The organism is Sorangium sp. So ce834 (genome assembly GCF_051521425.1).
GTDB lineage: Bacteria > Myxococcota_A > Polyangia > Polyangiales > Polyangiaceae > Sorangium > Sorangium cellulosum_D.
Window position 1 is genome coordinate 10106249 of record NZ_CP150351.1, and the last position, 23304, is coordinate 10129552.

At 72.3% G+C, this 23304-nt stretch carries 17 protein-coding genes; 7 read left to right on the forward strand and 10 right to left on the reverse strand.

Annotated features, from left to right (window positions below; translation table 11 throughout):
- Positions 1-79: 79 nt before the first annotated feature.
- Positions 80-898, forward strand: a complete 819-nt coding sequence (locus WMF20_RS37210; RefSeq protein WP_237244420.1) for a hypothetical protein — start codon at positions 80-82, stop codon at positions 896-898.
- On the opposite strand, the gene WMF20_RS37215 is transcribed toward WMF20_RS37210, so the two are convergent.
- Positions 886-1848, reverse strand: coding sequence for a uroporphyrinogen-III synthase (locus WMF20_RS37215; RefSeq protein WP_437606520.1), 963 nt, complete (start codon positions 1846-1848; stop codon positions 886-888). The genes WMF20_RS37210 and WMF20_RS37215 overlap by 13 nt on opposite strands.
- Before the next feature lie 82 nt (positions 1849-1930).
- Here WMF20_RS37215 and WMF20_RS37220 point away from each other — a divergent pair, with 82 nt between their 5' ends.
- Positions 1931-2224 carry a hypothetical protein gene (locus WMF20_RS37220; RefSeq protein WP_129578726.1) on the forward strand — a complete coding sequence of 98 codons (294 nt, stop codon included), beginning with the start codon at positions 1931-1933 and terminating at the stop codon, positions 2222-2224.
- A 46-nt stretch (positions 2225-2270) separates the two neighbouring features.
- Here the strand turns inward: WMF20_RS37220 and WMF20_RS37225 are convergent, their stop codons facing one another.
- The 3 genes from WMF20_RS37225 to WMF20_RS37235 all read right to left on the reverse strand — a co-directional run bounded on the left by WMF20_RS37225 (position 2271) and on the right by WMF20_RS37235 (position 6344).
- Positions 2271-2813: a TerB family tellurite resistance protein gene (locus WMF20_RS37225; protein ID WP_437606522.1), complete on the reverse strand. Its 543-nt coding sequence runs from the start codon at positions 2811-2813 to the stop codon at positions 2271-2273.
- An 82-nt stretch (positions 2814-2895) separates the two neighbouring features.
- Positions 2896-6045 carry an MXAN_5808 family serine peptidase gene (locus tag WMF20_RS37230; protein ID WP_437606523.1) on the reverse strand — a complete coding sequence of 1050 codons (3150 nt, stop codon included), beginning with the start codon at positions 6043-6045 and terminating at the stop codon, positions 2896-2898.
- Positions 6046-6131: 86 nt separating this feature from the next.
- Positions 6132-6344, reverse strand: a complete 213-nt coding sequence (locus WMF20_RS37235) for a twin-arginine translocase TatA/TatE family subunit (protein ID WP_129578729.1) — start codon at positions 6342-6344, stop codon at positions 6132-6134.
- Positions 6345-6690: 346 nt separating this feature from the next.
- Here WMF20_RS37235 and WMF20_RS37240 point away from each other — a divergent pair, with 346 nt between their 5' ends.
- The 3 genes from WMF20_RS37240 (at position 6691) to WMF20_RS37250 (ending at position 9982) form a co-directional block, all read left to right on the forward strand.
- A complete protein-coding gene (locus WMF20_RS37240; protein ID WP_437606525.1) occupies positions 6691-7335 on the forward strand; it encodes a hypothetical protein in 645 nt (214 codons plus the stop codon).
- 137 nt (positions 7336-7472) lie between these two features.
- Complete coding sequence (locus tag WMF20_RS37245; protein ID WP_437606526.1) at positions 7473-8108, forward strand: DUF2760 domain-containing protein; 636 nt, start codon at positions 7473-7475, stop codon at positions 8106-8108.
- Positions 8105-9982, forward strand: a complete 1878-nt coding sequence (locus WMF20_RS37250; protein ID WP_437606527.1) for an Hsp70 family protein — start codon at positions 8105-8107, stop codon at positions 9980-9982. The genes WMF20_RS37245 and WMF20_RS37250 overlap by 4 nt, the downstream gene beginning before the upstream one ends.
- A gap of 60 nt (positions 9983-10042) precedes the next feature.
- Here WMF20_RS37250 and WMF20_RS37255 read toward each other — a convergent pair whose 3' ends face one another.
- Positions 10043-10483 (reverse strand): hypothetical protein, encoded by a 441-nt coding sequence (locus tag WMF20_RS37255; RefSeq protein ID WP_437606528.1) that lies wholly within the window; start codon positions 10481-10483, stop codon positions 10043-10045.
- 795 nt (positions 10484-11278) lie between these two features.
- Between WMF20_RS37255 and WMF20_RS37260 the strand changes: the two genes are divergently transcribed.
- Positions 11279-12610: an amidohydrolase family protein gene (locus WMF20_RS37260; RefSeq protein ID WP_437606529.1), complete on the forward strand. Its 1332-nt coding sequence runs from the start codon at positions 11279-11281 to the stop codon at positions 12608-12610.
- A 42-nt stretch (positions 12611-12652) separates the two neighbouring features.
- Here the strand turns inward: WMF20_RS37260 and WMF20_RS37265 are convergent, their stop codons facing one another.
- From WMF20_RS37265 to WMF20_RS37275, 3 genes are all read right to left on the reverse strand, one after another.
- Positions 12653-15094, reverse strand: coding sequence for a GH36-type glycosyl hydrolase domain-containing protein (locus WMF20_RS37265; RefSeq protein WP_437606531.1), 2442 nt, complete (start codon positions 15092-15094; stop codon positions 12653-12655).
- Positions 15095-15470: 376 nt separating this feature from the next.
- The gene (locus WMF20_RS37270; protein ID WP_437606533.1) at positions 15471-16202 is read right to left on the reverse strand and encodes a hypothetical protein; all 732 of its coding nucleotides are present in this window, start codon (positions 16200-16202) and stop codon (positions 15471-15473) included.
- A 508-nt stretch (positions 16203-16710) separates the two neighbouring features.
- Positions 16711-17223 (reverse strand): OmpA family protein, encoded by a 513-nt coding sequence (locus tag WMF20_RS37275; protein ID WP_020739526.1) that lies wholly within the window; start codon positions 17221-17223, stop codon positions 16711-16713.
- A gap of 210 nt (positions 17224-17433) precedes the next feature.
- Between WMF20_RS37275 and WMF20_RS37280 the strand changes: the two genes are divergently transcribed.
- The gene (locus WMF20_RS37280) at positions 17434-20391 is read left to right on the forward strand and encodes an Hsp70 family protein (protein WP_437606535.1); all 2958 of its coding nucleotides are present in this window, start codon (positions 17434-17436) and stop codon (positions 20389-20391) included.
- Between the two features lie 110 nt (positions 20392-20501).
- Here WMF20_RS37280 and WMF20_RS37285 read toward each other — a convergent pair whose 3' ends face one another.
- Both WMF20_RS37285 and WMF20_RS37290 read right to left on the reverse strand, forming a co-directional pair.
- The gene (locus WMF20_RS37285; RefSeq protein ID WP_437606536.1) at positions 20502-21734 is read right to left on the reverse strand and encodes a type I restriction endonuclease; all 1233 of its coding nucleotides are present in this window, start codon (positions 21732-21734) and stop codon (positions 20502-20504) included.
- A gap of 564 nt (positions 21735-22298) precedes the next feature.
- Positions 22299-23210 carry a hypothetical protein gene (locus WMF20_RS37290; protein ID WP_437606537.1) on the reverse strand — a complete coding sequence of 304 codons (912 nt, stop codon included), beginning with the start codon at positions 23208-23210 and terminating at the stop codon, positions 22299-22301.
- Positions 23211-23304: the final 94 nt, after the last annotated feature.

The following is a 23304-nucleotide window of genomic DNA, read 5'->3' on the forward strand; positions in this document are numbered from 1 at the left end:
CAAGGCGCCGCGGGGCCCGGCGCGCCCACGGAACGCCAGAAATTGGGCCCTGGCCGGCGCCCTCATGTACCGGAGGTGCATGAACCGACCGCTGCTCTTCGCCGCCCTCACCTCGCTCCTGGCCGCCGGCTGCGGCGCCGGGATCGGAACGAACGCTCGAGCTGGCCGCCCCCAGGACGCCGCCAAGGCAGCGGCCCAGGCAGAGCGCGAGGCCCCGGAGCGCGCGAAGGGCGAGGCCGACGCGAGCGCCCCGGCCGCGGAGGAGGCGCCGCCCGCGCGCGCGCCCGGCGACTACGTGGCCTACCGGTTCTCGGGCAGCTTCAGGAAGGCGCCGCTGCTCCTCACGCAGCGGGTGGTCGCGCGCGAGGGGGACGTCCTCGTGGTCGACGTGACCCTCGAAGACGGCAAGGAGACCGAGGCGCTGCGCGTCCGGATGAGCGACGCGCCGAGCCGGCGCGGCGAGATCCTCGGCGCGGCGTGGATCGACGGCGGCGCCGAGCGGCCCGCGACCCTCGCGGCGTACGACGCGATGATGGCCAAGACCGCGCTCGCCGCCGACGAGAACGAGGAGGTGCTCGGCACCGAGGCGGTGAACGTCGAGGTCGGCGGCGGCGCCATCGCGTGCCAGAAGACGAGCTTCCGCGTGCGCATCGGCAGGACGAAGGCGACGATGCGCACGCTCCAGAGCGACGACTTCGCCTGGGGCGACGTGGGCGGCGAGATCACCGCCGAGGACGGGCGCGTGCTCTACCGCGCCGAGCTGATCGACCGGGGCCACGCGGACGCGCGCCCGAGCGCGCCCGTGGCGGCCGCCGGCGCGGCGCCCGGCCTCGCGCCGCGGCCGGCGACGGTGGCGCGGTCCGAGGACGACGGCGAGGGCGACGACTACGAAGACTGAGCCGGCGGGGGCGCGTCGCCCTGGCTCTCCTTGCGGGCGAGGACCTCGCCCGAGCGCACGGCCGCCGCGCGGACCAGGTGGCCCATCTTCGGGTGCTCGGGCTCGACGTCGGGCTCGATCCCCTCGGCGCGCAGCGCCTCCGTGCAGACCGGCCCGATCGACGCCACCATGCCCCGCGCGAGCCCGGCGCGCAGCCGGTCGACGAGCCCCTCCTCGGCCGCCACGAGGAGCGCGTGCTCGACCTGCGCGCGGCTCGTGAAGAGCGTGATCGCCGCGCCGCCGTCGGCCAGGAGGCGGAGCGCCTGCCGGAGCGCCGAGGTGTCCTCCGGGAGCGCCCAGCGGTACACCGGCACCGGGGTGACGCGGGCGCCGGCCGCCTCGAGCCCGGCGTAGAGCTCGTGGCTCGGCGCGCCGTGCTCCTGCACGGCGATGCGCTTTCCGCTCAGGTCGCCGAGCCCGCGGACGACCTCGATGATCTCTCGCCAGGTGTTCGGCTCCGGGACGGTGACGAAGCGGGTCACGCCGATCTCTCGCAGCGCCGCGGCCGGCTTGGGGCCGCGCACGACGAGCTGCACCGACGAGAGCGCCGCGGCCAGGAGGGATATGCCCTGGGCGCCTGCGTCGCCGGGCGCGCCGTCGCCGCCGTGGCCCGGCTCGAGCGCGGGCGCCGCCTCGGCCACGAGCGCGCGGGCCCCGACGCCGGTCATCAGGATCACGAGGTCGAGCTCGGCGCCCGCGAGGCGCCGCGCGAAGTCGAGCGCGCGCTCGTTCCGCTCGATGGGCACCTCGCGGAGCGTCGGCGCCGTGACGGGTACACCGCCGTACCGCTGGATCAACGAGGCCATCTCGGGGGCGCGGCGGCTCTCGAAGGTGATGACGCGGCGCCCAGCGAAGTCAGGCGACGCGGGACGGGAGGGACGGTCGTTCAGGGGGTGCGTGGGCGTGCTCACCCGCGCAGCATAGCCCGGGTCCAGCGCAGGCGGGTTTCGGGCGGTTGACCAGTTTGCTAAGCTCCCTCCTGTGAGCCATCCGATGAGCAACGAGGCTGGCGGGGTCCAGGGGAGCGGGCTCTCGCGTGCGACTTCGGAGAACGACGTCGGCCCCGATCCCGTCATCGGCGCGGGCATCGCGCTGCTCGGCATCTTTCTGATGGGGGTGGGCGGCGCGCAGGGCGCGCACTACCTCTTCAACTTCGGCACGCTCGTGGCGGTGCTCGGGGCCGTCCTGTTCGTCCTCTTCGTGACGCTGACGGCGCTGAAGCAGCGCCGCGCGAGCCGCGCGTCGAGCCCTGACGCGAGCGCCGAGCAGCGAGACGCGCGCGACTGACCGCTCCGCCCGGCGGCGCCGCTGCTCAGGCGGGCGGCGCCGTCGCTCACGCTGAGATGCCGCCGCCGGGCTCGCCGCGATCGTCCGGCGGGGCCGGGGCGCCGGCCTGCACGGAGAGGTCCGGCTCGATGTCGGTGAGCGAGACGCCGAGCTCCTCGGCGATGCTCTCGATCTCGGCCCGCTCGGCCGGCGTGGGGGCGCCGTCCGCCGCCGCGAGCCGGATCAGGAGGCGCACGACCTCCACCCGCTCGCTCGCGTTGCAGAGCGCCTTGAGCTCGCGGTAGCAGCGGTCGACCTCGCCCTCCTGGAGCGCGGGCAGCTTGCCCTGAAGGGCGTTGAACACCGCGTCGACCCCGCTCGGCGCGAGGCCGTCGACGTGCGTGAGCAGCTCGCGGAGCAGCTCGTCTTCCTTGTCGGAGAACCGGCCGTCGACGCAGGCGACCTTGCCGAGCAGGACGATGACGGTCGCGATGTAGCGGAGGACCACCGCCTCGTCGTCCGGGAGCGCCGCGCGGAGCTCCTTCAGGAGGGCGTCGAGGTTCGGGAACGAGCCCCCCTGCTTCAGGCCCAGCCAGGCGAGGAGTCCCACGGGATGAGGCTACCAGATCCTCGCCGGGCAGGGCAGCCCGGCGGCGCACCGCCGTCGACGACCGTCATCCATGCCAGGCGCCTTAGTCCTCACCCCCGCGGTCCGCAATCCAGTCGTCCACCGGGTTGTCGGACTTCGGGGTCTTCAAGATCGAGCCGTCGGGCCCGTCCTTGCGCACCACGAGCGTGCGCCGCGTGGTGGTGTCGGGCGTCTCGCGCGCGACCACGGTGATGACGTTCACCCCCGGCCGGAGCGGCGCCTCGAACGAGAAGTCGGCCTTCTTCGGGTCGGCGCCGTCGCGGTTCGACTTGTAGTAGAGCTTCCGCGACCCGACGAAGATGAAGGTGTCGAGGAGCCGCTCGCTGTCCGCGGCCGTCCCGGTGATCTTCACGGTGTCGGTGGTCGTCGCCAGCGCCGCCGCGGCGATGTCGAGCGTCGGCGGCGCGTGCGAGTAGACGTCCTCGAACGCGACCGCCGCGGGCGCCGGTCCGCCGCCGGGACCCACCTCCCGCGCCGCGACGAACGCGAAGCGGCCCGCGCCGAGATCGACCTTGAGGAACCCGCCGGGCGCCTCGCCGAGCACCTTGATCACGGCGCCCGCCGGGAGCCGACCGAAGCCGCGCGCGCTCGCCTCCGGCGACGGGAGCAGCGTCGCCCCCTGCGCGCCGGCCTTCACGGTGGAGCCGCCGCCCGTGAGCTGCACGCGCGGCGAGATCGGGATCTTCACCTTCTCGCTGGCAAACTCGCGGAGATCGCGATCGCCCACCGAGAGCGAGAGGGTCGCCTCGGGCTCGGACAGCTGCGGCTCGACGTCGAAGCTGAAGACCACCTTGCGCACGTCGCCCGGCTTGATGTTCGAGACGTCGAAGCGCCCCGCGTGCAGCATGAGCCCTTCGCCGGAGAGGTTCGCGATGTTCGCCTGCGTCTCGTACGACGGCCCCTTGCCGACGTTCTTGACGGTCAGGTACATGCTGACCCGCTCGCCCTTCTGGATGAGCCCGTCGCCGTTGCCCTCGCGGTCGTCGACGATCTGGTAGGCGTACTGGAAGAGCGGCCGGTCGAGCGCGCGCACCGTGGGCCGGATCTCGACGGCGGGCGGCTCCGGCGCGCCGGCGACCTCGAACTTCACCTTGAGCCCGTCGCTCCGCGAGAGGGCGTCCATCGGGATCTTGCAGATGCGCTTCTCGTTCGCCTTCCGCGGCTTCGTCGAGCCGACCTTCCGCCCCTCGACCTCGCACCAGCCGAGCGGCGCCTTCGCCGTCTTCGTCTGGCCGGGGCCGATCTTGCCGAAGATGAGCTCCTTGCTGTCGAAGTACAGGTTGTCGCTCTCCGTCGTCCCGCGGAGGCGGTAGACCGGCTGCTTGCCGTTGTTCTTGACCGTGACCCGGAGCTCCATCGGCTGGCCAGCGACCACCTCGGCGTTCGGGCGATCGGTCTCGACCTTCACGTCGAGCTCGGACTTGGCCGCCGCCGCGTTCGCGCTCTCGGGCGCGTCGGACCAGTCGACGCCGAGCTTCGCCAGCTCGGCCGCGACCTTGCCGAGCTCCTCCTTGCCGACCTGCTCGATGTGGTCGTGCACGGCGCGGAGCTGCTGGAGCCGCGGGGTGCTCGGCGGCATGCGCACGGCGAGCTCCCGCGCGAAGCGGATGGGGAAGTCGAGGGCGAAGTCCTCGTCGATGTCGCCCCCGCGATCGCGCATCGCCTCGCGCTCGGCGCTCGTGAGCTGGTAGCGGACCACCTCGACCGGCTTGCCCGCCGCCGCCGCCCGCGCGTTCGAGAGGTGCGCCGAGAGGTCGCGCTCCCGGATCCCGTCCTTCTGCACGGTGAGATCCATCTCGAGCTCGTCGACCGTCATCGGATCGAGCTCGATGTCCGGCGTGACGCCGACGCCCTGGATCGAGATGTCGCCCGGCGTCAGGTACTGCGCGATCGTCAGCTTGAGGGCCGCCTTCTCCGCCGTGACGTCGGGGAAGACGAGCTGCACGCTGCCCTTGCCGAACGTCTGCGAGCCCACGATGACGGCGCGATCGTTGTTCTTCAGCGCGCCCGCCACGATCTCGCTCGCGCTCGCGCTGTTGCCGCTCACGAGCACCACGATCGGGTACGGCGGCTCGGTGCCGGGGCCCTTGGCGCGCTTCTCCTCGCGCCCCTCGGAGGCGCCGACCGTCGAGACGATGACGCCGTCGGCGAGGAACTTGTCGGCGATGCGCGCGGCCTGATCGAGCAGGCCGCCCGGGTTGCCGCGCAGGTCGAGCACGAGCCCCTTCAGCTGGCCCTTGGCGCGCAGCCCGTCGAGCGCCGCGTCGAGCTCAGCGGTCGACGTCGCCTGGAACGTCTTGAGCCGGACGTAGGCGATGCCGCCGTCCAGCGCGCGCGACTCGACGGACCGGACCTTGATCACCTCGCGGGTCAGCTCGAACGCCTTCGGGCCCTGCCACCCGCCCTCGCCGTCGCGGGTCACCCACACGGTGACCGCGGTGCCGGGATCGCCGCGGAGCCGCCGCACGGCGTCGTCGAGCGGCATGTTGAGCGTCGACTCGTTGTTGATCTTCACGATCCGATCGAGCCGCTTGAGGCCCGCCCGGCCCGCGGGCGTGTCGGGCATCGGGTTCAGGACGGTGAGCATCTGGTCGCGGATCGAGATCACGACGCCGAGCCCGCCGAACGCGCCCGACGTGGAGAGGTTCATCTCCTTGTACGCCTCGGGGCTCAGGAACGACGAGTGCGGGTCGAGCGTGTGCAGCATGCCGTTGCACGCGGCGTACTCGACGTCGCGCAGATCGACCTCCGTGCCGCGGAGGTTCTTCTGCAGGAAGGCGAAGACCTCACGGAGGCGCGCGGAGACGTCCCAGGGGCCCTGGATGTTGTCGATCCGGAACTTCTTCTCGCTGGTCTCGACGCGGACGGTGACCTCGTTGGGATCCTCGTTGAGGACGATCACCTGCGCGACGTCGCGCTGCACGGCGTTCAGCGCCGACAGCAGCATCTCCTTCGGCTTGACGCGATCCGGCTCGACGTACTTGTCCCGGATCATCTTGAGCGTCTCGTTCACGGCCTCGAGGCGGGTGAGGTCGTACGGCGCCTTGGCCACCTGCCCGGTGACCGCGAGCGCCGGCTCGAACCCACGCCAGAGCCCCCCGGGGCCGAACTGAAGAACGAAGTACGCTGCCAGCGGGAACGCGGCGGAGACAACGAGCGCCTTGACGATGCGCTCCAGGAGTCGGTGGGGCATACGGCGATCGAGTATAGACGCGCGCCAGCGAGCGTCGACCGACCTCGTACCGTGCAGGCCTCGAGCGCCGCGATCCGGCGCGGGCGCTACACGGGCTTGTGGGTGTCCTCTTCCTTCACGTCGGGCTTCGCGGGGAGCTGCTTGGCGGCGTCCTCCTCCTCGTCGTCGCGGATGCCCTTCTTGAAGTTCCGGATGCCCTCGCCGATCCCCTTGCCGATGTCAGCGATCCTCCCGGCACCGAAGAGGAGCAGGGCGAGCCCGATGAGAAGGGCGATTTCCAGCGGTCCGATGCGGCCCATAGCGATCTTCCCTCGAAGGCTGCCGCGCGCGGCGACAGGTGGCGGGCCACCGCCCGACACGGGTGGACCCATACCACCCATCCTCCGCACGGGCAATGCAGCGGTTCGGTGCCTCGAAACCCGTGCTAGGCTCGCCCAACCGGCTTCGCTGGCGGAGACAGGACGCGCGCGCACTCGCTCCGCCAGCGGTTCACAAATCGAGAACGGCGCGACGGCCCAGCGGGGCCGCCGGCCAGCCGGCCGGAGCGGACGCGAGCGCGACGCGCGGCCGGCGGCGGTCCAGCGCGGGCGCCCTCGCGGGCCCCGCGACCATCGAGACGGGGAAAACACGATGCCGATCAACCGCATGAATCGAAAGGCAGCGCAGTGTCTGGCAGGAGCGTCGGTGGCGGCGGCGGTGCTCGCCGGCGCTCCCGAGCGCGCGAGCGCCCAGGAGACGAGCGACCGGGTGAGCGTCGACGGCAAGGGGATCGTCGGCGGCGCGCTGCTCGGCGGCGAGGTCGTGATGCTGACCATGGGGGCCGTCGGGGTCGAGCGCGCCTGGCCGTACCTCGTCTTCGGCGGGCTCGGCGCGGTGGGGGGCGGCGTCGCCGGCTACTTCATCGAGGCCTCGGAGCCGCCCGCGGAGGTGCCGCTCTACATGCTCGCCGGCGGCATGGCGCTCGTCATCCCGACCCTCGTCGTCACGCTCAACGCCACCGCGTACAAGCCCCCGGCGGGCGACCAGAGCGAGCCGATCCGCAACGAGCCGGCCGCCGAGCCTCCCCAGCCGGGCGTCAACGTCCAGATCACGACGGACGCGGCGCCGCTCCTCCGGGGCACCCGCTGGGAAGAGCCCCGGCTCGGCCTCGTCGACGTCACGCCGCGCCGGGTCGCGCTTGGCATGCCGGCGCTCTCGCTCAGGCCGCTGTACTCGCAGGACGAGATGTTCAAGTTCGGCGTGGCCCAGGGGCACGAGCTCCGCGTTCCCGTCCTCCGGGCGTCCTTCTGACCGGGGCGGCGCCGGGCCGGACGGCGGTCCTTCTGACCGGGGCAGCGCCGGGCCGGACGGCGATCCCGGCCCTTCGCCCCCCTGCCCGGCGCGCCGGTCTCTGTACCCAACGCGACGCTCGGCGTTAGGCTCTCGCCGTGGCCGATCTCCACGATCCCCCGCTCCCCTGGTCCACGCGGCTCTGGTTCGCCTTCGCATGCTTCTTCCGCGTGCTGTTCGATCCACAGTTCGCCGCGCGGGCCTGGCAGGCGCGCTCGGCCGCCGCCCTGCCGCCGGCCGAGCGCGCCGAGCCGCACGAGCTGGAGCGAGCTCGAGCCGACGGAGCGCCGCCCGCCGCCGAAGCCGCGGAGAGGGCGCCTGCGCCCGCGGCGGCCCCTGCGCCCGCTGCCGCGCCCGGCGTGAGCTCGGCGCTCCAGCTGCTCTCGCTGCTGCAGCGCGAAGGCCGGCTGGTCGACTTCCTCGAGCAGGACATCGCCTCCTTCGGCGACGCGGACGTCGGCGTGGCGGCGAGGATGGTCCATGAGGGCTGCCGCAAGGCGCTGCGCAGCCACGCGAAGCTCGCGCCCGTGCGGCGCGAGGAGGAGGGGGCGAAGGTGACGCTGGAGGCCGGCTACAACCCGTCCGAGGTCAAGCTCATCGGCAACGTGTCCGGGAGCGCGCCGTACCGAGGGGTGCTGCGCCACCGGGGCTGGCGCGCCGACGAGCTCTCGCTGCCCACGCCGGTCGCCGGCCACGACGCCAGCGTCATCGCCCCCGCGGAGGTCGAGCTGTGAGCGCGCGTTACATCATCGGCATCGATCTGGGCACCACCCACTGCGCGCTCGCCTACGCGCGCCTCCCCGAGGACGGCGCCGACCCGCGGCTCACGCCGTCGCCCGAGGTGCTGGCCGTCCCGCAGCTCGTCGCGCAGGGCACGCTCGAGGCGCGGCCGCTCCTGCCCTCCTTCATGTACATCCCCCACGAGAGCGAGGGCGTCCAGCTGCTGCCGTGGGACGCCGAGCGGCGCTTCGCGGTCGGCGAGCACGCCCGCGCCCGCGGGGCCGACGCGCCGGCGCGCCTCATCTCCAGCGCGAAGAGCTGGCTGTGCCACCCGGGCATCGACCGGCGCGGGCCGACGCTGCCGATCGGCGCGCCCGAGGACATCGAGAAGATCTCGCCGGTCGAGGCGTCGTGGCGGTACCTCGAGCACCTCACCGAGGCGTGGGACCACCTGTTCGCGAAGGACGACCCCGAGCTCGCCCTGGCGAAGCAGGAGATCGTGATCACCGTGCCCGCGTCGTTCGACGCCGCCGCGCGCGACCTCACCGTCGAGGCGGCGAGCGCCGCGGGGTTCGAGGACCTCACGCTGCTCGAGGAGCCGCAGGCGGCCGTGTACGCCTGGATCGACGCGGCCGGCGAGGCGTGGCGCAAGCACCTCCAGCCGGGCGACGTGCTGCTCGTGGTCGACGTCGGCGGCGGCACCACCGACTTCTCCGCGATCGCCGCGGTCCCGCGCGACGGCTCGCTCGAGCTCGTCCGCGTGGCGGTCGGCGACCACATCCTGCTCGGCGGCGACAACATGGACCTCGCGCTCGCGCACGTCGTGAAGGCCAAGCTGGCGGACGAGGGCAAGGAGCTCGACCGCTGGCAGATGACGTCGCTCACCCACGCGGCGCGCGTCGCGAAAGAGCGGCTGCTCGGCGATCCGACGATGACCGAGGCGCCGATCGTGATCGCCGGCCGCGGCTCGAAGCTGCTCGGGGCGTCGATCCGGACGGCGCTCACGCGCGACGAGATCACGCGGACGCTCGTGGACGGGTTCTTCCCGGAGGTCCCGTCCTCCGCCCGCCCGGCGACGCGCGCGCGCGCCGGCCTGACGCAGCTCGGCCTGCCGTACGCGCAGGACCCGGCGATCACCCGCCACCTCGCCGCGTTCCTGGGGCGGCAGGCCGGCGCGACGGCCAAGCTCGAGGGCTTCGTCCCGAAGGGCGCGGAGGCCGCCGAGGCCGGCCGCGCGCCGCTGCTCCTGCACCCGACGGCGGTGCTGTTCAACGGGGGCGTCATGAAGAGCGCGGCGCTGCGCGAGCGGCTGCTCGCGACGCTCGGCGCCTGGCTCGAGGGGGACGGCGCGCCCCCGCCGCGGGTGCTCCCGACCGAGGACCTGGATCTCGCGGTCGCGCGCGGCGCCACCGCCTACGGGCTCGCGCGGCGCGGCCGGGGGCTCAGGATCCGCGGCGGGACGGCGCGGGCCTACTACGTGGGCATCGAGGGCGCGGTGCCCGCGGTGCCCGGCCTGGAGCCGCCGATCACGGCGCTCTGCCTGGCGCCGTTCGGCATGGAGGAGGGCACCGAGGCGACGCTGCCGCCGCAGGAGTTCGGCGTGGTGGTCGGCGAGCCGGTGCGCTTCCGCTTCTTCAGCTCGTCGGTGCGCCGGGACGACCAGGCGGGGACCGAGCTCGAGCACTGGAAGCCCGGCGAGCTCGAGGAGCTCTCCCCGATCGAGGTCACCCTGCCCGCCGAGGGCCGCCGCGAGGGCGACATGGTGCCGGTGCAGCTGCGCGCCTCGGTCACGGAGGTGGGGACGCTGCTCCTCGAGGCGATCCCGCGCGAGGCGCAGAAGCCGAACGAGCGCTGGCGGATCGAGCTGTCGGTGCGCGCCGAGGCGTGACGGCCGGCGCGGAGCCGAGCCGGGGCTCGGACCGGCTCCGCGGACCTCAAGGCGCGAGGCTCACTCGCCCGTGTCGGCGACGCACGCGTCGCCCTCGGCCTTGCAGGCGCCGTCCGGGGTGAGGGCCGCCGCGCTGCCGCAGGTCGTGCACTCCTCGCTCGGCACCGCCTCGCCGGTACAGGAGTCGTAGCAGGGATCCCCCTCGGCCGCGCCGCACGCCGTACAGATGCACGTCGTGATGGCGTCGTACTTCTCCACCGAGGCCTCGCACAGGTCGTCCGGGTTGGCCTCGGTGAGCAGGGGCGCCGAGCAGGTCACGCACTCGGTGCCGGCCCCGCCCTCGTTGCTGCCGCCCTCGTTGCTGCCGCCCTCGCCGCCCGCGCCGCCCGTGCCGGTCGTGCCGGACGTGGCGCTCGTGCTGCTCGCGGTGGTCCCGCCGCCCCCTTCGGAGTCGTCCCCGCACCCCGCGGAGAACGCGGCCGCGCCAAGGATGAGAGCCATCGAGCCAACGCTGATAAGATTGATATTACGCATGATGTCCTCCAGCGCGCTTGAATGAGCGCCTGTCGTCAAGAGTCGCTTCGTCAGCCGGTCCCAACGGGACCCGCCGGTCGCGGCCTATCCCGCGCGCCAGCGGTGGCACACTACTCCACCCCGGCTGAGACGCTCAACTATCTCGATGCGGCCCGCCGAATCGACTGCCCGCGCTTCGGCCGCTCCGGCGCGACCCAAACACCATGGCATGAGCCCCTCGGACGAGCCCGGCGGCGCCTGCACGGCTCGGGAATCGCCTGACGTCGGCGCCGTGCCATCGCAACACCGAAGTCGCCAACCTTCGGCGAGCGCCCATTACCGCGACCCCGGCGCCTGCGCTCACGCGCGCTGCGCACCTGCAAAGGGTTCGGGCGCCGCGCCGAATCCAGCAAGTCGCGAGTTCGGAGCCTCCCTGTGCTCCACGAAACGCGGCGCGCCGGAGCCCGGACAGGCGCACGCGCCGGCGGCGCCCGCGGCGTGGCCGCGACTCGATGCAACGAGCGAATCTGGAGATGGAGGCGGACGTCGACGGGAGCGCGCCTTCGAGTTGAAGGTGGAAGTTGGAAAGCGCTCGTGATCGCGGCCCCGCGGGCCGGAGATGCTATGATCAGCGGTGCGGCGTGCGCGATCGCGCACGATCGCAGCATCCGGCCTCGCCCGCGGGCGCGCGCGCTGGGCGAGAGCGATACGGCTCCACGCGCGTCGCGGGGCTCCGGCGACGCGCGCGGCCCGTCGCGATCGGGGGACACGGGGGAGGGCACGATGAGCTTTCGGTTGCGCGTGTGTCTGTTGGCGACGCTCGCGGGCCTGTGCGCCTGCGCGAGCGCGCCCGTGCAGTGGCCCTCGCCGGAAGGTCCGCCGAAGCTCCCGCCCGCGCGGGAGCTCAACCCCCCCGCGCGGCCGGACGCCGCGCATTCCGTCGCGATCGTCGGGGCCACGCTCGTGGACGGTCGCGGGGGGCCGCCCGTGCGGGACGCCGTCGTCGTGATCCGCGGCGACCGCATCGTGGCCGCGGGCGCGCGCGCCGCCACGGACGTCCCGGCCGGCGCGGAGCTCGTCCGCGGCGCGGGGCTCTGGGTCCTGCCTGGCCTCATCGACGTGCATTTCCACCTCGGCGGCGACGACGGGCTGCCCGGCCTCGTCCTCCAGCGCGGCGTCACCTCGCTGCGCGAGCCGGGGAACTGGATCGAGGCGTACGACGCCGCGCGCCGGCGCGGCCCGGCGCCGCGGCTCTTCTTGACGGGCCCGATGCTCGACGCGCCGTACCCCGCCTACCCGCAGAGCGCGATGCTGGTGCGCGACGCGGCGGAGGCGCGCTGGGCGGTCGAGCAGCTGGTCGAGCGCGGCGCGTCGGGGATCAAGGTCTATTTCCGGTTGCCGCTCGGGCTCGTCGAGGCCATCGCGCAGGCCGCGCACGCCCGCGGCGTGGTCGCCGTCGCGCACCTGGAGACGGTGGACGCGGCGGCGGCGGCCCGCGCGGGGCTGGACGGCATCGAGCACATCACCTCGCTGGGGACGGCGCTCGTGCCGCCGCGCGAGGCGGAGCGTTACCGGCAATCGGTGATCGCCGACAACGAGGCGCGCTTCCCCGGTCGTTACGAGATCTTCCGCGGCATCTCGCTCAAGGCGCCCCGGACCGCCCAGCTGCTCCGGCTGCTCGCGGCGCGCGGCACCTTCGTCACCCCCACGCTCGCCATCTTCGAGCGCCGCGCTGGCTGCGAGGGCGTGACCGAGGCCGAGGTGCGCGGCTTCGAGAACATGATGAGGCTCACCGCCGCCGCGCGCCGCGCCGGCGTGCGGGTGGCCGTCGGCTCCCACGGCGCGGTGCCGGGCGCCGCGCGCGGGTGGGCTTATCAGCGCGAGATGGAGCTGCTCGTCGAGAGCGGCCTATCGCCCATGGAGGTCCTCGTCGCCGCCACGCTGGAGGGCGCCAGATATCTCCGCATCGACGATCGGCTCGGCAGCGTCGAGCCGGGCAAGCTCGCCGACCTCGTCCTGATCGAGGGCGACCCGCTCGCGGACATCCGGGCGATGCGCCGCGTGAATCGGGTCATGTTGAACGGGAGGTGGGTCGCTTCACCTCAGGGCGATTGACCCCCCCCAAGCTCGTCTCCGGTTGTACGCCGACGGTAAACGTCAGCCCATCTCGACCTCGACGCGCACCGTCGCCCCGGCCTGGGCCAGCGGGATGACGTTGCCCGCGACCGTCTTGCCGTCGACGGTCAGCTTCTTCACGCCCTTGCACACCCCCGAGTTCTTGACGCTGATCTCGTAGGTGGCGCCGCGGAAGCGGCGGGAGATGGAGAAGCTCTTCCAGGCCTTGGGCACGCAGGGATCCAGCTTCAGCCCGTCGTACTGGGGCTGCACGCCGAGGATCCCCTGGCTGACGGACACGAAGGTCCAGGCCGCGGTGCCGGTGAGCCAGGCGTTCTTCGCTTCACCGAAGACCGGGGCGTCCTTGCCCGCGATCATCTGCGCATAGACGTAGGGCTCGGCCCGGTAGGTCTCGATCTGGCTCTCCTTGGCCGAAGGACAGATGGAGAGATAGTACTCCAGCGCGCGCTCCCCCTCGCCCAGGAGACACCAGCCCAGGTGGATCCAGGTGTTGTTGTGGCAGAAGATGCCGGCGTTCTCCTTCACGCCCGGCGGGTACGAGGTGACCTCCCCGAGCTCGAGGTGGTAGGTCGAGTACGCGGGCTGCTGCAGCACGATGCCGTTCTTCGTGTAGAGGTGCTTGTGCACGCTCTCCATCGCCTGCCTGGCGCGGCCGTTGTCCGCGCCGGCGCCGCCCAGCACGCACCAGCCCTGGCTCTCGATGAAGATCTTGCCCTCCTCGTTCTCCTTGCTCCCGACCGGCCGGCTCTCCGCGTCGTAGGCGCGGCGATACCACTCGCCGTCCCAGGCCTCCTTCTCGACCACGGCCAGCATCTCCGCGTAGTGCCCGCGCATGCGCTCCGCGTCGGACTTCTGGCCCATCCAGTCGTACAGGGCGGCCATCTCGCGGCTGGCGTAGAGGAAGAGGCCGGCGATCATCACCGACTCGGCCTTCGAGTCCTTCACGTCGCCCGCGGTCTGGAAGCTCTCGTTGGGCTCGGTGCTGAAGCAGTTCAGGTTGAGGCAGTCGTTCCAGTCCGCGTGGCCGATCAGCGGCAGGCCGTGCGGGCCGCGCTTCTTCATCGTGTACGCGATGGACGTCTCCAGGTGGTGCAGGAGGTCCTCCTTGGAGCCCGGCTTGTCGGCGTAGCCCACCGCCGCCTTGAGGATGCCCCTGTCGCCGGTCTCCTTGATGTACGCGCACGTGGAGAGGATGAGCCACAGGTGATCGTCGTAGAAGTCGCCGCCGATGTCGGCGTTCCCCTTCTTCGTCAGCGGCTGGTACTGGTGGTAGCAGGTGCCGTCGCTCAGCTGCGTGGCGGCGATGTCGAGGATGCGCTGGCGGGCGCGCTCGGGGATGAGGTGCACGAAGCCCAGGAGATCCTGGTTCGAGTCGCGGAAGCCCATGCCCCGGCCGATGCCCGTCTCGTACATGCTGGCCGACCGCGAGAGGTTGAAGGTCGCCATGCACTGGTACTGGTTCCAGGTGTTGAGCATGCGTCGCGCGTGCTCGTCCGGGCAGTCGGCCTGGAAGTTCGAGAGCAGCCCCGCCCAGTCCTCCTTCAGCTGAGCGAACGCCCCGTCCACGACGCCGGGCGCCGAGTACTTGGCCAGGATCTCCTTGCCCTTCTGCTTGTTGATGACGAAGGGCGCCTTGAACTTGGGCAGATCCCCCTGGTCCACGTACGAGAGCACGAAGCTCAGGGTCTCGCTCGCGCCGGGGGCGAGCGAGAGGCTCACCTGGTGGCTGCCGATCGGGTTCCAGCCGAACGCCTTCGAGTTCGTGGCCTTGCCCCGGAGCGGGACCTGGGCCTCGTGCAGGCCGTTGTGGACGCTGCCGCAGAACGCGTCGCGGCTCGTGTCGAACCCGTCGATGGCCCGCGTGCAGGCGAAGAGCGAGTAATGCGAGCGGCGCTCGCGGTACTCGGTCTTGTGGTAAATGGCGCTCCCCTCGATCTCCACCTCGCCGATGGAGTAGGTGCGCTGGTAGTTCGTCATGTCGTTGAGCGCCTCGAAGAAGCAGAACTCCTGGAAGGAGAAGAGCTGGATGTCCTTCTTCGAGCCGCTCTTGTTGGTGACCCGGGTGCGCCAGATCTCGACGTTCTCGCCGGGGACGATGAAGAAGAGGACCTCCACCTCGACGCCGTTCTTCTCGCCCGTGATCTTCGTGTACCCCAGGCCGTGGCGGCACTCGTAGCGATCGAGGGCCGTCTTGAGCGGCTTCCACATCGGGTTCCACACCACCCCGCCGTCGTTCACGTAGAGGTAGCGCCCGCCGATATCCATGGGTACGTTGTTGTAACGATACCGGGTGAGCCGGCGCAGCTTGGCGTCCTTCCAGAACGTGTAGCCGCCCGCGGTGTTGGTGCAGAGGCCGAACATCTCGTCCGAGCCCAGGTAGTTGAGCCAGGGCAGCGGCGTGTCGGGCCGGGTGATGACGTACTCGCGGCTCTCGTCGTCGAAGTGGCCGTACTGATTGCTCATGGACGCGCGGTCTCCGTGGATTCGGTGGAGTCGAAAGCTGGGTCGAAAGCGGAGGGCTTCTTCCCCATCAGCGACAGAAAAAAACCCGGCGGCAGAGCTGCCCCCGGGTTGGTTAAGCCGATGATTGTTGGGCTTGGGGCCTCCGAGCAAGCTCAGAGGGCCGCCACTCTAGACCCCAGCGGCTCCGGTTGTCAACGGGGCCTGCGGGAGCGTCCGGGGGCAGTTTTCCGGCGGGAACGCGGCGCTCCGGCGCGCTCCGGCGCACCGCGCGTGTGCGGCAGACAACCCCAGATTACAGCGTGAAGAGAATTTTACATAGCGCTTCTCGAGGGGATCAGGAGGCGGGCGCCAGGCGCCTGCTGGCCCGGACAATCAGTCATCGTCCGGCCGGGCCCCCGTCGGGGAGCACCAGCCTGCCAATGGCCACCTGGCGCACCGCCGCCGGATAGTAGGCCGTGACGGCGGCCGTGCTCCAGGTGTGCCCGACGACGGTGCCAGCCACGTTCGTGTAGAGGCGCATCACGCCGTAGCCTGCGCCGGAGGCCCAGCGGCCGCCCGAGGAGTACCTGGAGTCGGACGAGCCGTGTTGGAAGTTCGTCGAGTCGACCACGCTCACCTCGTACTGGAACGTGCCCGCGACGAGCGGGCTCGCCGGGAGCCTCACCCTCGGCGCCCGGCGGAGGATCGCGACGTGCCCCGTCGCCGATTCGCTCTCGGGATAGCGGATGGCCATGACGTCGCCGGCGCGCGCGTCCCGGAGGTCGCGGATCCTGTCGAACCCGTTCTCTTCGACGATGGCGTCGTGATAGGTGGCCGCGCTCGGGCTCCGGCTGCCCAGCCAGCCGTCGAACGACGACTCGGTCCAGCCGTAGCTCCGCTTCAGCAGCTGCGTCAGGAAGGTGGCGCACTGGGTCCGGTTCGTATAGCGCCGCGCGCCGGCGACGCCTGCCCAGGTGATGAAGCTAGGAGTCGAGCTGTACTCGTTGTCCTCAGGATCGATGTTGTCGACGAGGCGCTCCGCCCAATCGAGATGATCGACGCGGTGCGCAGCCGCAGCGCGCGGCGAGAGCCACGCGAGACACGAAAGGACGAGACAAGCGATCCCCACAGGACGACGACGAATGCTCGCCATGACCCACCACGCAATGCAATGAGTTGTTCGGACCGGCGCGTCGCACTCAGCGCGCGTATTCCCGTGATGTATTAACCACGATCGCGACACATCGTTCAATAAAAACTTGCAGCACGAGTGATTTTGGGAGTCGCTTGTCCCACAGGCGCACAGAGAGACAGGCGCCCTCGCGCGCCGTGCGCCTCACGGGGCGACAGGACATCGCATCGCGCCGCTCGGCCGAGGGGCCAAGGCGACCGACGCAACCGACGCAACCGACGCGACCGCAGCGACCGACGCAACCTACATGGCCGGCGCGACCAGGCGGCACGCGCGGCGAACATGGCGAACGTGGCAGACGTGGCGAACGTGGCGAGCCTCGCAATCCCGGCGCGAGGCGGCGGAAAGCAGTCGATTTCGAGGGAGGACCCGGGTTAACCTGGCCTGTTGTCGAGGCGCACGGGGGCCTCGGCCAGGAGGCGTGAGCGACGGTGTGGATCGGAGGTCACTTCGTCTTGATACGGAACTCCACGCGCCGGTTCATGGCGCGGCAGCCCTCGTCGTTCGTGAAGCAGACCGGCGCGGCGGCGCCGTACCCCGGCGCCGTCATCGGCGTCGCGACGCCGCGCTGGACCAGGTAGCGGACCACGGCGTTCGCGCGGCGCTCGGACAGCTTGATGTTGTGCTCCACCGTCCCCTGGTTGTCCGTGTGCCCCTCGACCGTCAGCGCGGTGATCTCCGGGTGCGTCCTCAGGATGTTCGCCACCGCGTCGAGGACCGAGAACGACTCGGGCCGGATCTCGTCCTTGTCGAGGTCGTAGAAGATGGGCCGGGCGATCTTGATGCGATCCCCCTCGATGACCGCCTCGGCAGGCGCCGCCGGCTGGACCGGCGCCGGCGGAGGCGGAGGTGGGGGCGGCGTCGCGCTCGCCGCCAGCGACATCTCGGCGTTCGCCGACCCGCACCCCGCCGCAAGGACACCCATGACCACCAGCCAGATCGCTCGGTTCGCTCGCATTTCGCGCCTCTAGCACGGGGCATCGCCCGGAAGAAGCGCCGGCGACGGCCAGAACAAGCGCCGGCCTCGCCCGGAACAAGCGCCGGCGCCGCCCGCCGGCGGGCGGCCGCGCCCCGGGCGCGCGCCTGCCCCCGGGCGCGCGTCAGCGGGGACGCGCGCCGGAGCTGCGGAAGGCGCCGCGGCGATCCAGTATCGTTGCTGCGCGCACGCATGTCCGCCCCCGCGAAGACCCCGAGCCTGATCGTCGGAATCGACCTCGGCACCACCCACACCGTCGTGGCCTGGGCCGAGCGCGACGCCGGGCCCGGCGCGATCCGCGTCTTCCCCATCCCGCAGCTCGTGACCGCCACCGAGGTCGAGGCGCGCCCGCTGCTGCCCTCCCTGCTCTACGCGCCCCTCCCCGGCGAGGCGCCGGCCGACCCGTTCGGCGACGCGCCCTTCGCCATCGGCGAGCACGCCCGCCGGCGCGGCGGCGAGGTCCCCGGCCGGCTCATCGCCTCGGCGAAGAGCTGGCTCTGCCACCCCGCCGTCGACCGGACGGCGCCCGTCCTGCCCTGGGGCGCGGCCGAGGACGCGGCCTCCCTGCCGCGCGCCTCGCCGCTCGACGCGAGCGCCCGCATCCTCGCCCACGTGCGCCGCACCTGGGACGACGCCTTCCCGGATCGCCCGCTCGCGGCGCAGGAGGTCGTGCTCACGGTGCCGGCCTCGTTCGATCAGGTCGCGCGCGAGCTCACCGTCGAGGCGGCCCGCCGCGCCGGCCTCTCGGCGCGGCTCCTCGAGGAGCCGCAGGCCGCGTTCTACGACTTCATGCGGCTCGCCGGCGCGGAGGGCCTCGACGCGCTGCTCGCCCGCTCGGGCGGCGACGCGACGGTCCTCGTCTGCGACGTCGGCGGCGGCACCACCGATCTGTCGCTCATCCGGGTCGCCCGCGGCGCCGGCGCCGCGGAGGGCCGCCCGGTCGAGGTCTCGCGCGTCGCCGTCGGCCACCACCTCCTGCTCGGCGGCGACAACATGGACCTCGCGCTCGCCCACCTCTGCGAGCCGCGCCTCGTCGGCGGCACGGGCGAGAAGCTCGACCCGGCGCGGTTCGGGCAGCTCGTGCTCGCCTGCCGCACCGCCAAGGAGCGCCTGCTCGGCGGCGGCGCATCGGCCGGCGGCGGCGCCTCGACCGGCGGAGGCGCCTCGGCCGGTGGCAACGTTCCGGCCGGCGGCATCGCGCCCGCCCCGCCGGACGAGGCGCCGGTCACCGTGCTCTCGCACGGCGCGCGGCTCGTGGGCGGCGCGCTGACGACGCGCCTCCGCCGCGAGGAGGTCGAGGCGATCGTGCTCGACGGCTTCTTCCCGGAGGCGCCGCGCGACGCCCGGCCGCAGCGCGGCCGGAGCGGGCTCGTCGCGTTCGGCCTGCCCTACGAGCGCGACGTGGCGATCACCCGGCACGTGGCCTGGTTCTTCGCGCGCCACGCCCCCGAGGCGCGAGGGCCGACCGCGCTGCTCCTGAACGGCGGCGTCTTCCGCGCGCGCCGCGTCGCGGAGCGCCTCGCGCAGGTCATCGAGCGCTGGGGGGGGCCGTGGGGGGGGCCGCGGCTCGACGTGCTCCCGCACGCCGATCCCGATCTCGCGGTGGCGCGGGGCGCGGTCGCCTACGGCCTCGCGCTCGCCGGCCGCGGCGTGCGCATCGAGGGCGGCGCGGCGCGCGGCTACTACGTCGGCCTGGAGCCGCCCGCCGGCGGCGGGCCGCGGCCCGCGGTGTGCGTGGTGCCGCGCGGCGCGAAGGAGGGCAGCGTGCACGCGGCGGCCGGGCGGACGTTCGCGCTCGTCGTGGGCCGCCCGGTCCGGTTCGACCTGTTCGCGTCGGACGACGCGCGCGCCGATCGCGCCGGCGACCTCGTCCCGCTCGAGGACGACCGGTTCGAGGCCCTGCCGCCGGTCGCCGTGGCGTTCGACGCCGGGGACGCGGCGCGCGCCGCGGCTGGCAAGCAGGCGGAGGTGCGCGTCCAGATCGAGGGGGAGCTCACCGCGATCGGCACCCTGGACCTCGCCTGCGTCGAGGTGGGGGTCCCGGCGCCGCGCCGCTTCCGGCTGGCGTTCCAGCTGCGCGAGGACGGCCGCGGCGCGCGCGCCGCGGCGGCGGAGGGGGGCGCGCCGGGCGGCCCGCCGGAGGGGGCGCACGGCGGCCTGCCGGAGCGGGCGCAGGCGAGGGCTCCCGCGGGGGCGGCGCCGGGCGGGAGGCGCCTCGACGAGGCGCGGGAGGCGATCGAGCGGGTGTTCGGCAAGGGGCGGCCCGACGTCGCGCCGCGGGAGGTGAAGAACCTCGTCCGCGAGCTCGAGCGCGTGCTCGGGGAGCGCGCCACCTGGACGACGGAGACGGCGCGGGCGCTGTTCGACACGCTCGCCCCGAGCGCGCGCTCGCGGCGGCGCTCGGCCGATCACGAGCGCCTGTTCTGGTCGCTCGCCGGCTACTGCCTGCGCCCCGGCTTCGGCGACGCGGGCGATCCGGCGCGGGTCGCCGCGATCGCGCCGCTCTTCGCCGAGCGGCTCGCGTTCCCGCAGGAGGCGCGCTCGTGGCAGCAGTTCTGGATCGCGTGGCGCCGCATCTCGGGCGGCCTCGACGAGCCGGTGCAGGTCGCGATCCGGGATCTCGCGGATCCGTTCCTGGCGCCGGCCGAGCAGCGGCTGAAGAAGCCGAAGGGGGTGAAGCCGGAGGCGCTCGACGATCTGCTCGAGCTCTGCGCGTCGCTCGAGCGCGTGCCGGCCGGCCGGCGGAGCGAGTTCGGCGCCTGGATCCTGGAGCGCACCTGGACCGATCGCGACGCGCGGCTCTGGGCGGCGATCGGCCGCATCGGGGCGCGGGTGCCGGCCTACGCGAGCGTGCACCACGTGGTGTCGCCGGCGGCGGCCGAGCGGTGGCTCGATCACCTGCTGCGCGAGAAGTGGCAGGAGCTGCCGTCGGCCGCGCCGGCCGCGGTGCAGCTCGCGCGCCGGACCGGCGACCGGGCGCGCGACGTGTCGGACCGGATCCGCGGCGAGGTGGAGCGGCGGCTCGTGAAGGCGGGCGCGCCCGAGGCGTGGGTGAGGGCCGTGCGCGAAGTGGTGGCCGTCGAGGAGGCCGAGCGCGCGGCGTTCTTCGGAGAGGGGCTGCCGGTGGGGCTGCGGCTCGTGGGGGAGTAGGTTTTCCCCGGAGCAGTGCCGTCGCGCGGCGGGCCTGCGCAGCGGCGCGGCTCCGGCGGGAGCCCGCGACTGCGCGGAGAGGCATTAACGCGACCTGCGAAGGTACGGGCTCAGTGCCGGAGCGCCTCGGCCGCGGGCGCCGGCGCGTCATCGTCATCGCCGCCGCTCGCCTCGGCGCGTCTGATCTCTTCCTCGTAGGCGAGGAGCACGAGCGGCCGGAGGCGCTCGAGGTCCTTCAGGCCCGAGATGTACACACGGCTCTTGCCGACGTTCTCGGGGGCAGGCTCGATCTCGAAGCCGGGGACGAGCGGCGAGGCGCGCTCGACGGCGAGGCGCGTCACCACCGCCTTGCGACGCCCGTCGAAGAAGAGGCGCATGAACCACTTCTTTCGGTTACCGATGTTCAGGCCGAAGTAGTTCACTGAGTCGAGGTACTGGACCTGAGGTTTGTCCTTCACCGCCGAGTCGGCACAGATACGCTGGATGATATCGTAGGCTTCGAGCTCCTCGGCGGTGGTCACGATACCTTTGGCGAATTCAGGCTGCGACTCCGCCGGAGCGCGCGGCGGTGCCGGCGGAGACGCCGCCGGCGTGACGGCCACCTGCGGCGCGGGCTCGTAGGTCTCCTGCTTGATCGAGCGGGTCGCCATCTCAAGGAGCGTCGACTGGATCGCCTTCTTCACGATGGGCACGAACTTCTCGACCCTCTTGGCCGTGAGCTTTCCGGTCGTGATGTTGATCTCGTTCAAGAGAAAGCGGGTAAACGACTCCGATGGGTTCCGCAGGAGCTCATTAACATAGCTCGTCACCTTGCCGGTATAGATGATGTCCTCGGCGCGCTGCCGCACGAGGGCGGCGTCGAAGAAGGCCTTTGAAAATGCCTCGAGCGTCTCGACGTCGCGCTCGGAGAAACCGAGGACATCGAACTCGAAGAAGGCTTTACCATCCATGATGTTGGGCTCTTCGAGATCGGTGAAGAAAAGATACCGCACGCCGTTCGTCACGACGGCGACCTTCACCGACGGCGTTGCGTTGAAATAGCGCTGGAGCTGGCCATTGTGCAGGTTCGGCTCGGAGTCCGCCGACTTGCACTCGAAGAACATGATCGGCATGCCGTTCAGGTAGATTGCGTAATCCACCTTCTCCGACGGACCGCTCGGGCGCTTCTTGGCGAAGTCGGCGATGTACTCGGGGTGGACTTCGGTCGGGTCGAAGATGTCGTACCCGAGCGCGTCGAGGAAGGGGAGGATGAGCGCGTTCTTGGTCGCTTGCTCTCCCCGGGTGTGAGGTTGTCTTCTGCGGACGTTTTCGCTGAGACGGCGGATGTTGTCGAGCAGCGCCATATTGCCTCTGAGAGCACCGGCTTGGATCCAGCGGAACCCGCTGGCGGTCGCTCCCCCGGAACAGGAGCGCGCACTTTCCTTCACGATGAACGGTACACCCGCCGCATTTTTACTAGGACACGAAAAATCGCTCTCGCCGACATTTTGGTGGGTGAAAGACGCTGGACGACAGTGGACCCCCGAGCTGTCCTCTCACAGGGCAGCATCACGCTCATCGTCGTCATTACGACCACATCAGGGGAAACGGAGACTGGAGCGGCTCCCGAGCGCGCGTTCGCGGCGGCGCTCGGCCGATCCTCAGCGCTGTCTCGCTCGCCCGCCGGCCGCTGCCTTCAAGCCTCGATGGCCTGCAGCACGCGTTCGGGGGCGACCTCAGTTCCAGAAGGTGCAGACGCCGTCCACGCACCCGCACGCCAGCCCCGGGCTGGAGCAGTCGCACGTCGAGGCCCCGTCGCTCACGGCGGGGTTGTAGCAGAGCTCCCCGCCGCAGCCGCCGACGGCGCAGTCCGCGTCCGTGGCGCACGCGTCACCGCTGTTCGGGATGCAGCGCCCGCCGACCGGCGTTCAGTTGCCGGTCGCCGCCTCGATGCACGCCTCGAGCTCCGGCGTCGGTCGCCAGCCGCACTCGCCCGACGCGCCCCGCTCGCACACGCCGTGCTCCGCGAAACACGCGTACTCCTCGAGCCACACGCAGTCCGTGGCCACGTCCTCGTCCGCGCAGATCTGATTGCTGCACCCGGTCACCACGCACGGGGCAGGCTCGCCGCCCCCGAGGCACGCCTCGAGCTCCGGCGTCGGTCGCCAGCCGCACTCGCCCGACGTGCCCCGCTCGCACACGCCGTGCTCCGCGTAACACGCGTACTCCTCGCGCCACTCGCACGTGGTGACCACTTCGTCGTCGGCATCGGCGCAGACCTGCCCGCTGCACCCGGTCACCACGCACGGGGCAGGCTCGCCGCCCCCGAGGCACGCCTCGAGCTCCGGCGTCGGTCGCCAGCCGCACTCGCCCGACGCGCCCCGCTCGCACACGCCGTGCTCCGCGTAACACGCGTACTCCTCGCGCCACTCGCACGTGGTGACCACTTCGTCGTCGGCGTCGGCGCAGACCTGCCCGCTGCACCCGGTCACCACGCACGGGGCAGGCTCGCCGCCCCCGAGGCACGCCTCGAGCTCCGGCGTCGGTCGCCAGCCGCACTCGCCCGACGCGCCCCGCTCGCACACGCCGTGCTCCGCGTAACACGCGTACTCCTCGCGCCACTCGCACGTGGTGACCACTTCGTCATCGGCATCGGCGCAGATCTGTCCGCTGCAGCCCGCCGGCCTGCAGTCCCCAGGCTCGCCGCCCGCAGACCCGCCGCCCCCAGGCCCGCCGTCGCCCGGGCTCTGACAGCCCTTGCCCTTGGCGCCGGTGAGCAGGGGGACGAAGAGCACGAGCATTCCAACCACGAGCCGATGACGCTTGCTGAACAGATCCATCGTTAAGCCTCCTATCAAGGGTTCGACCGTGCCATCCGGCAGCCGCAGGCGCCAGGGTTCGCCGGTCGCTTCACGGGCCCGCGCCGGCGTGTCC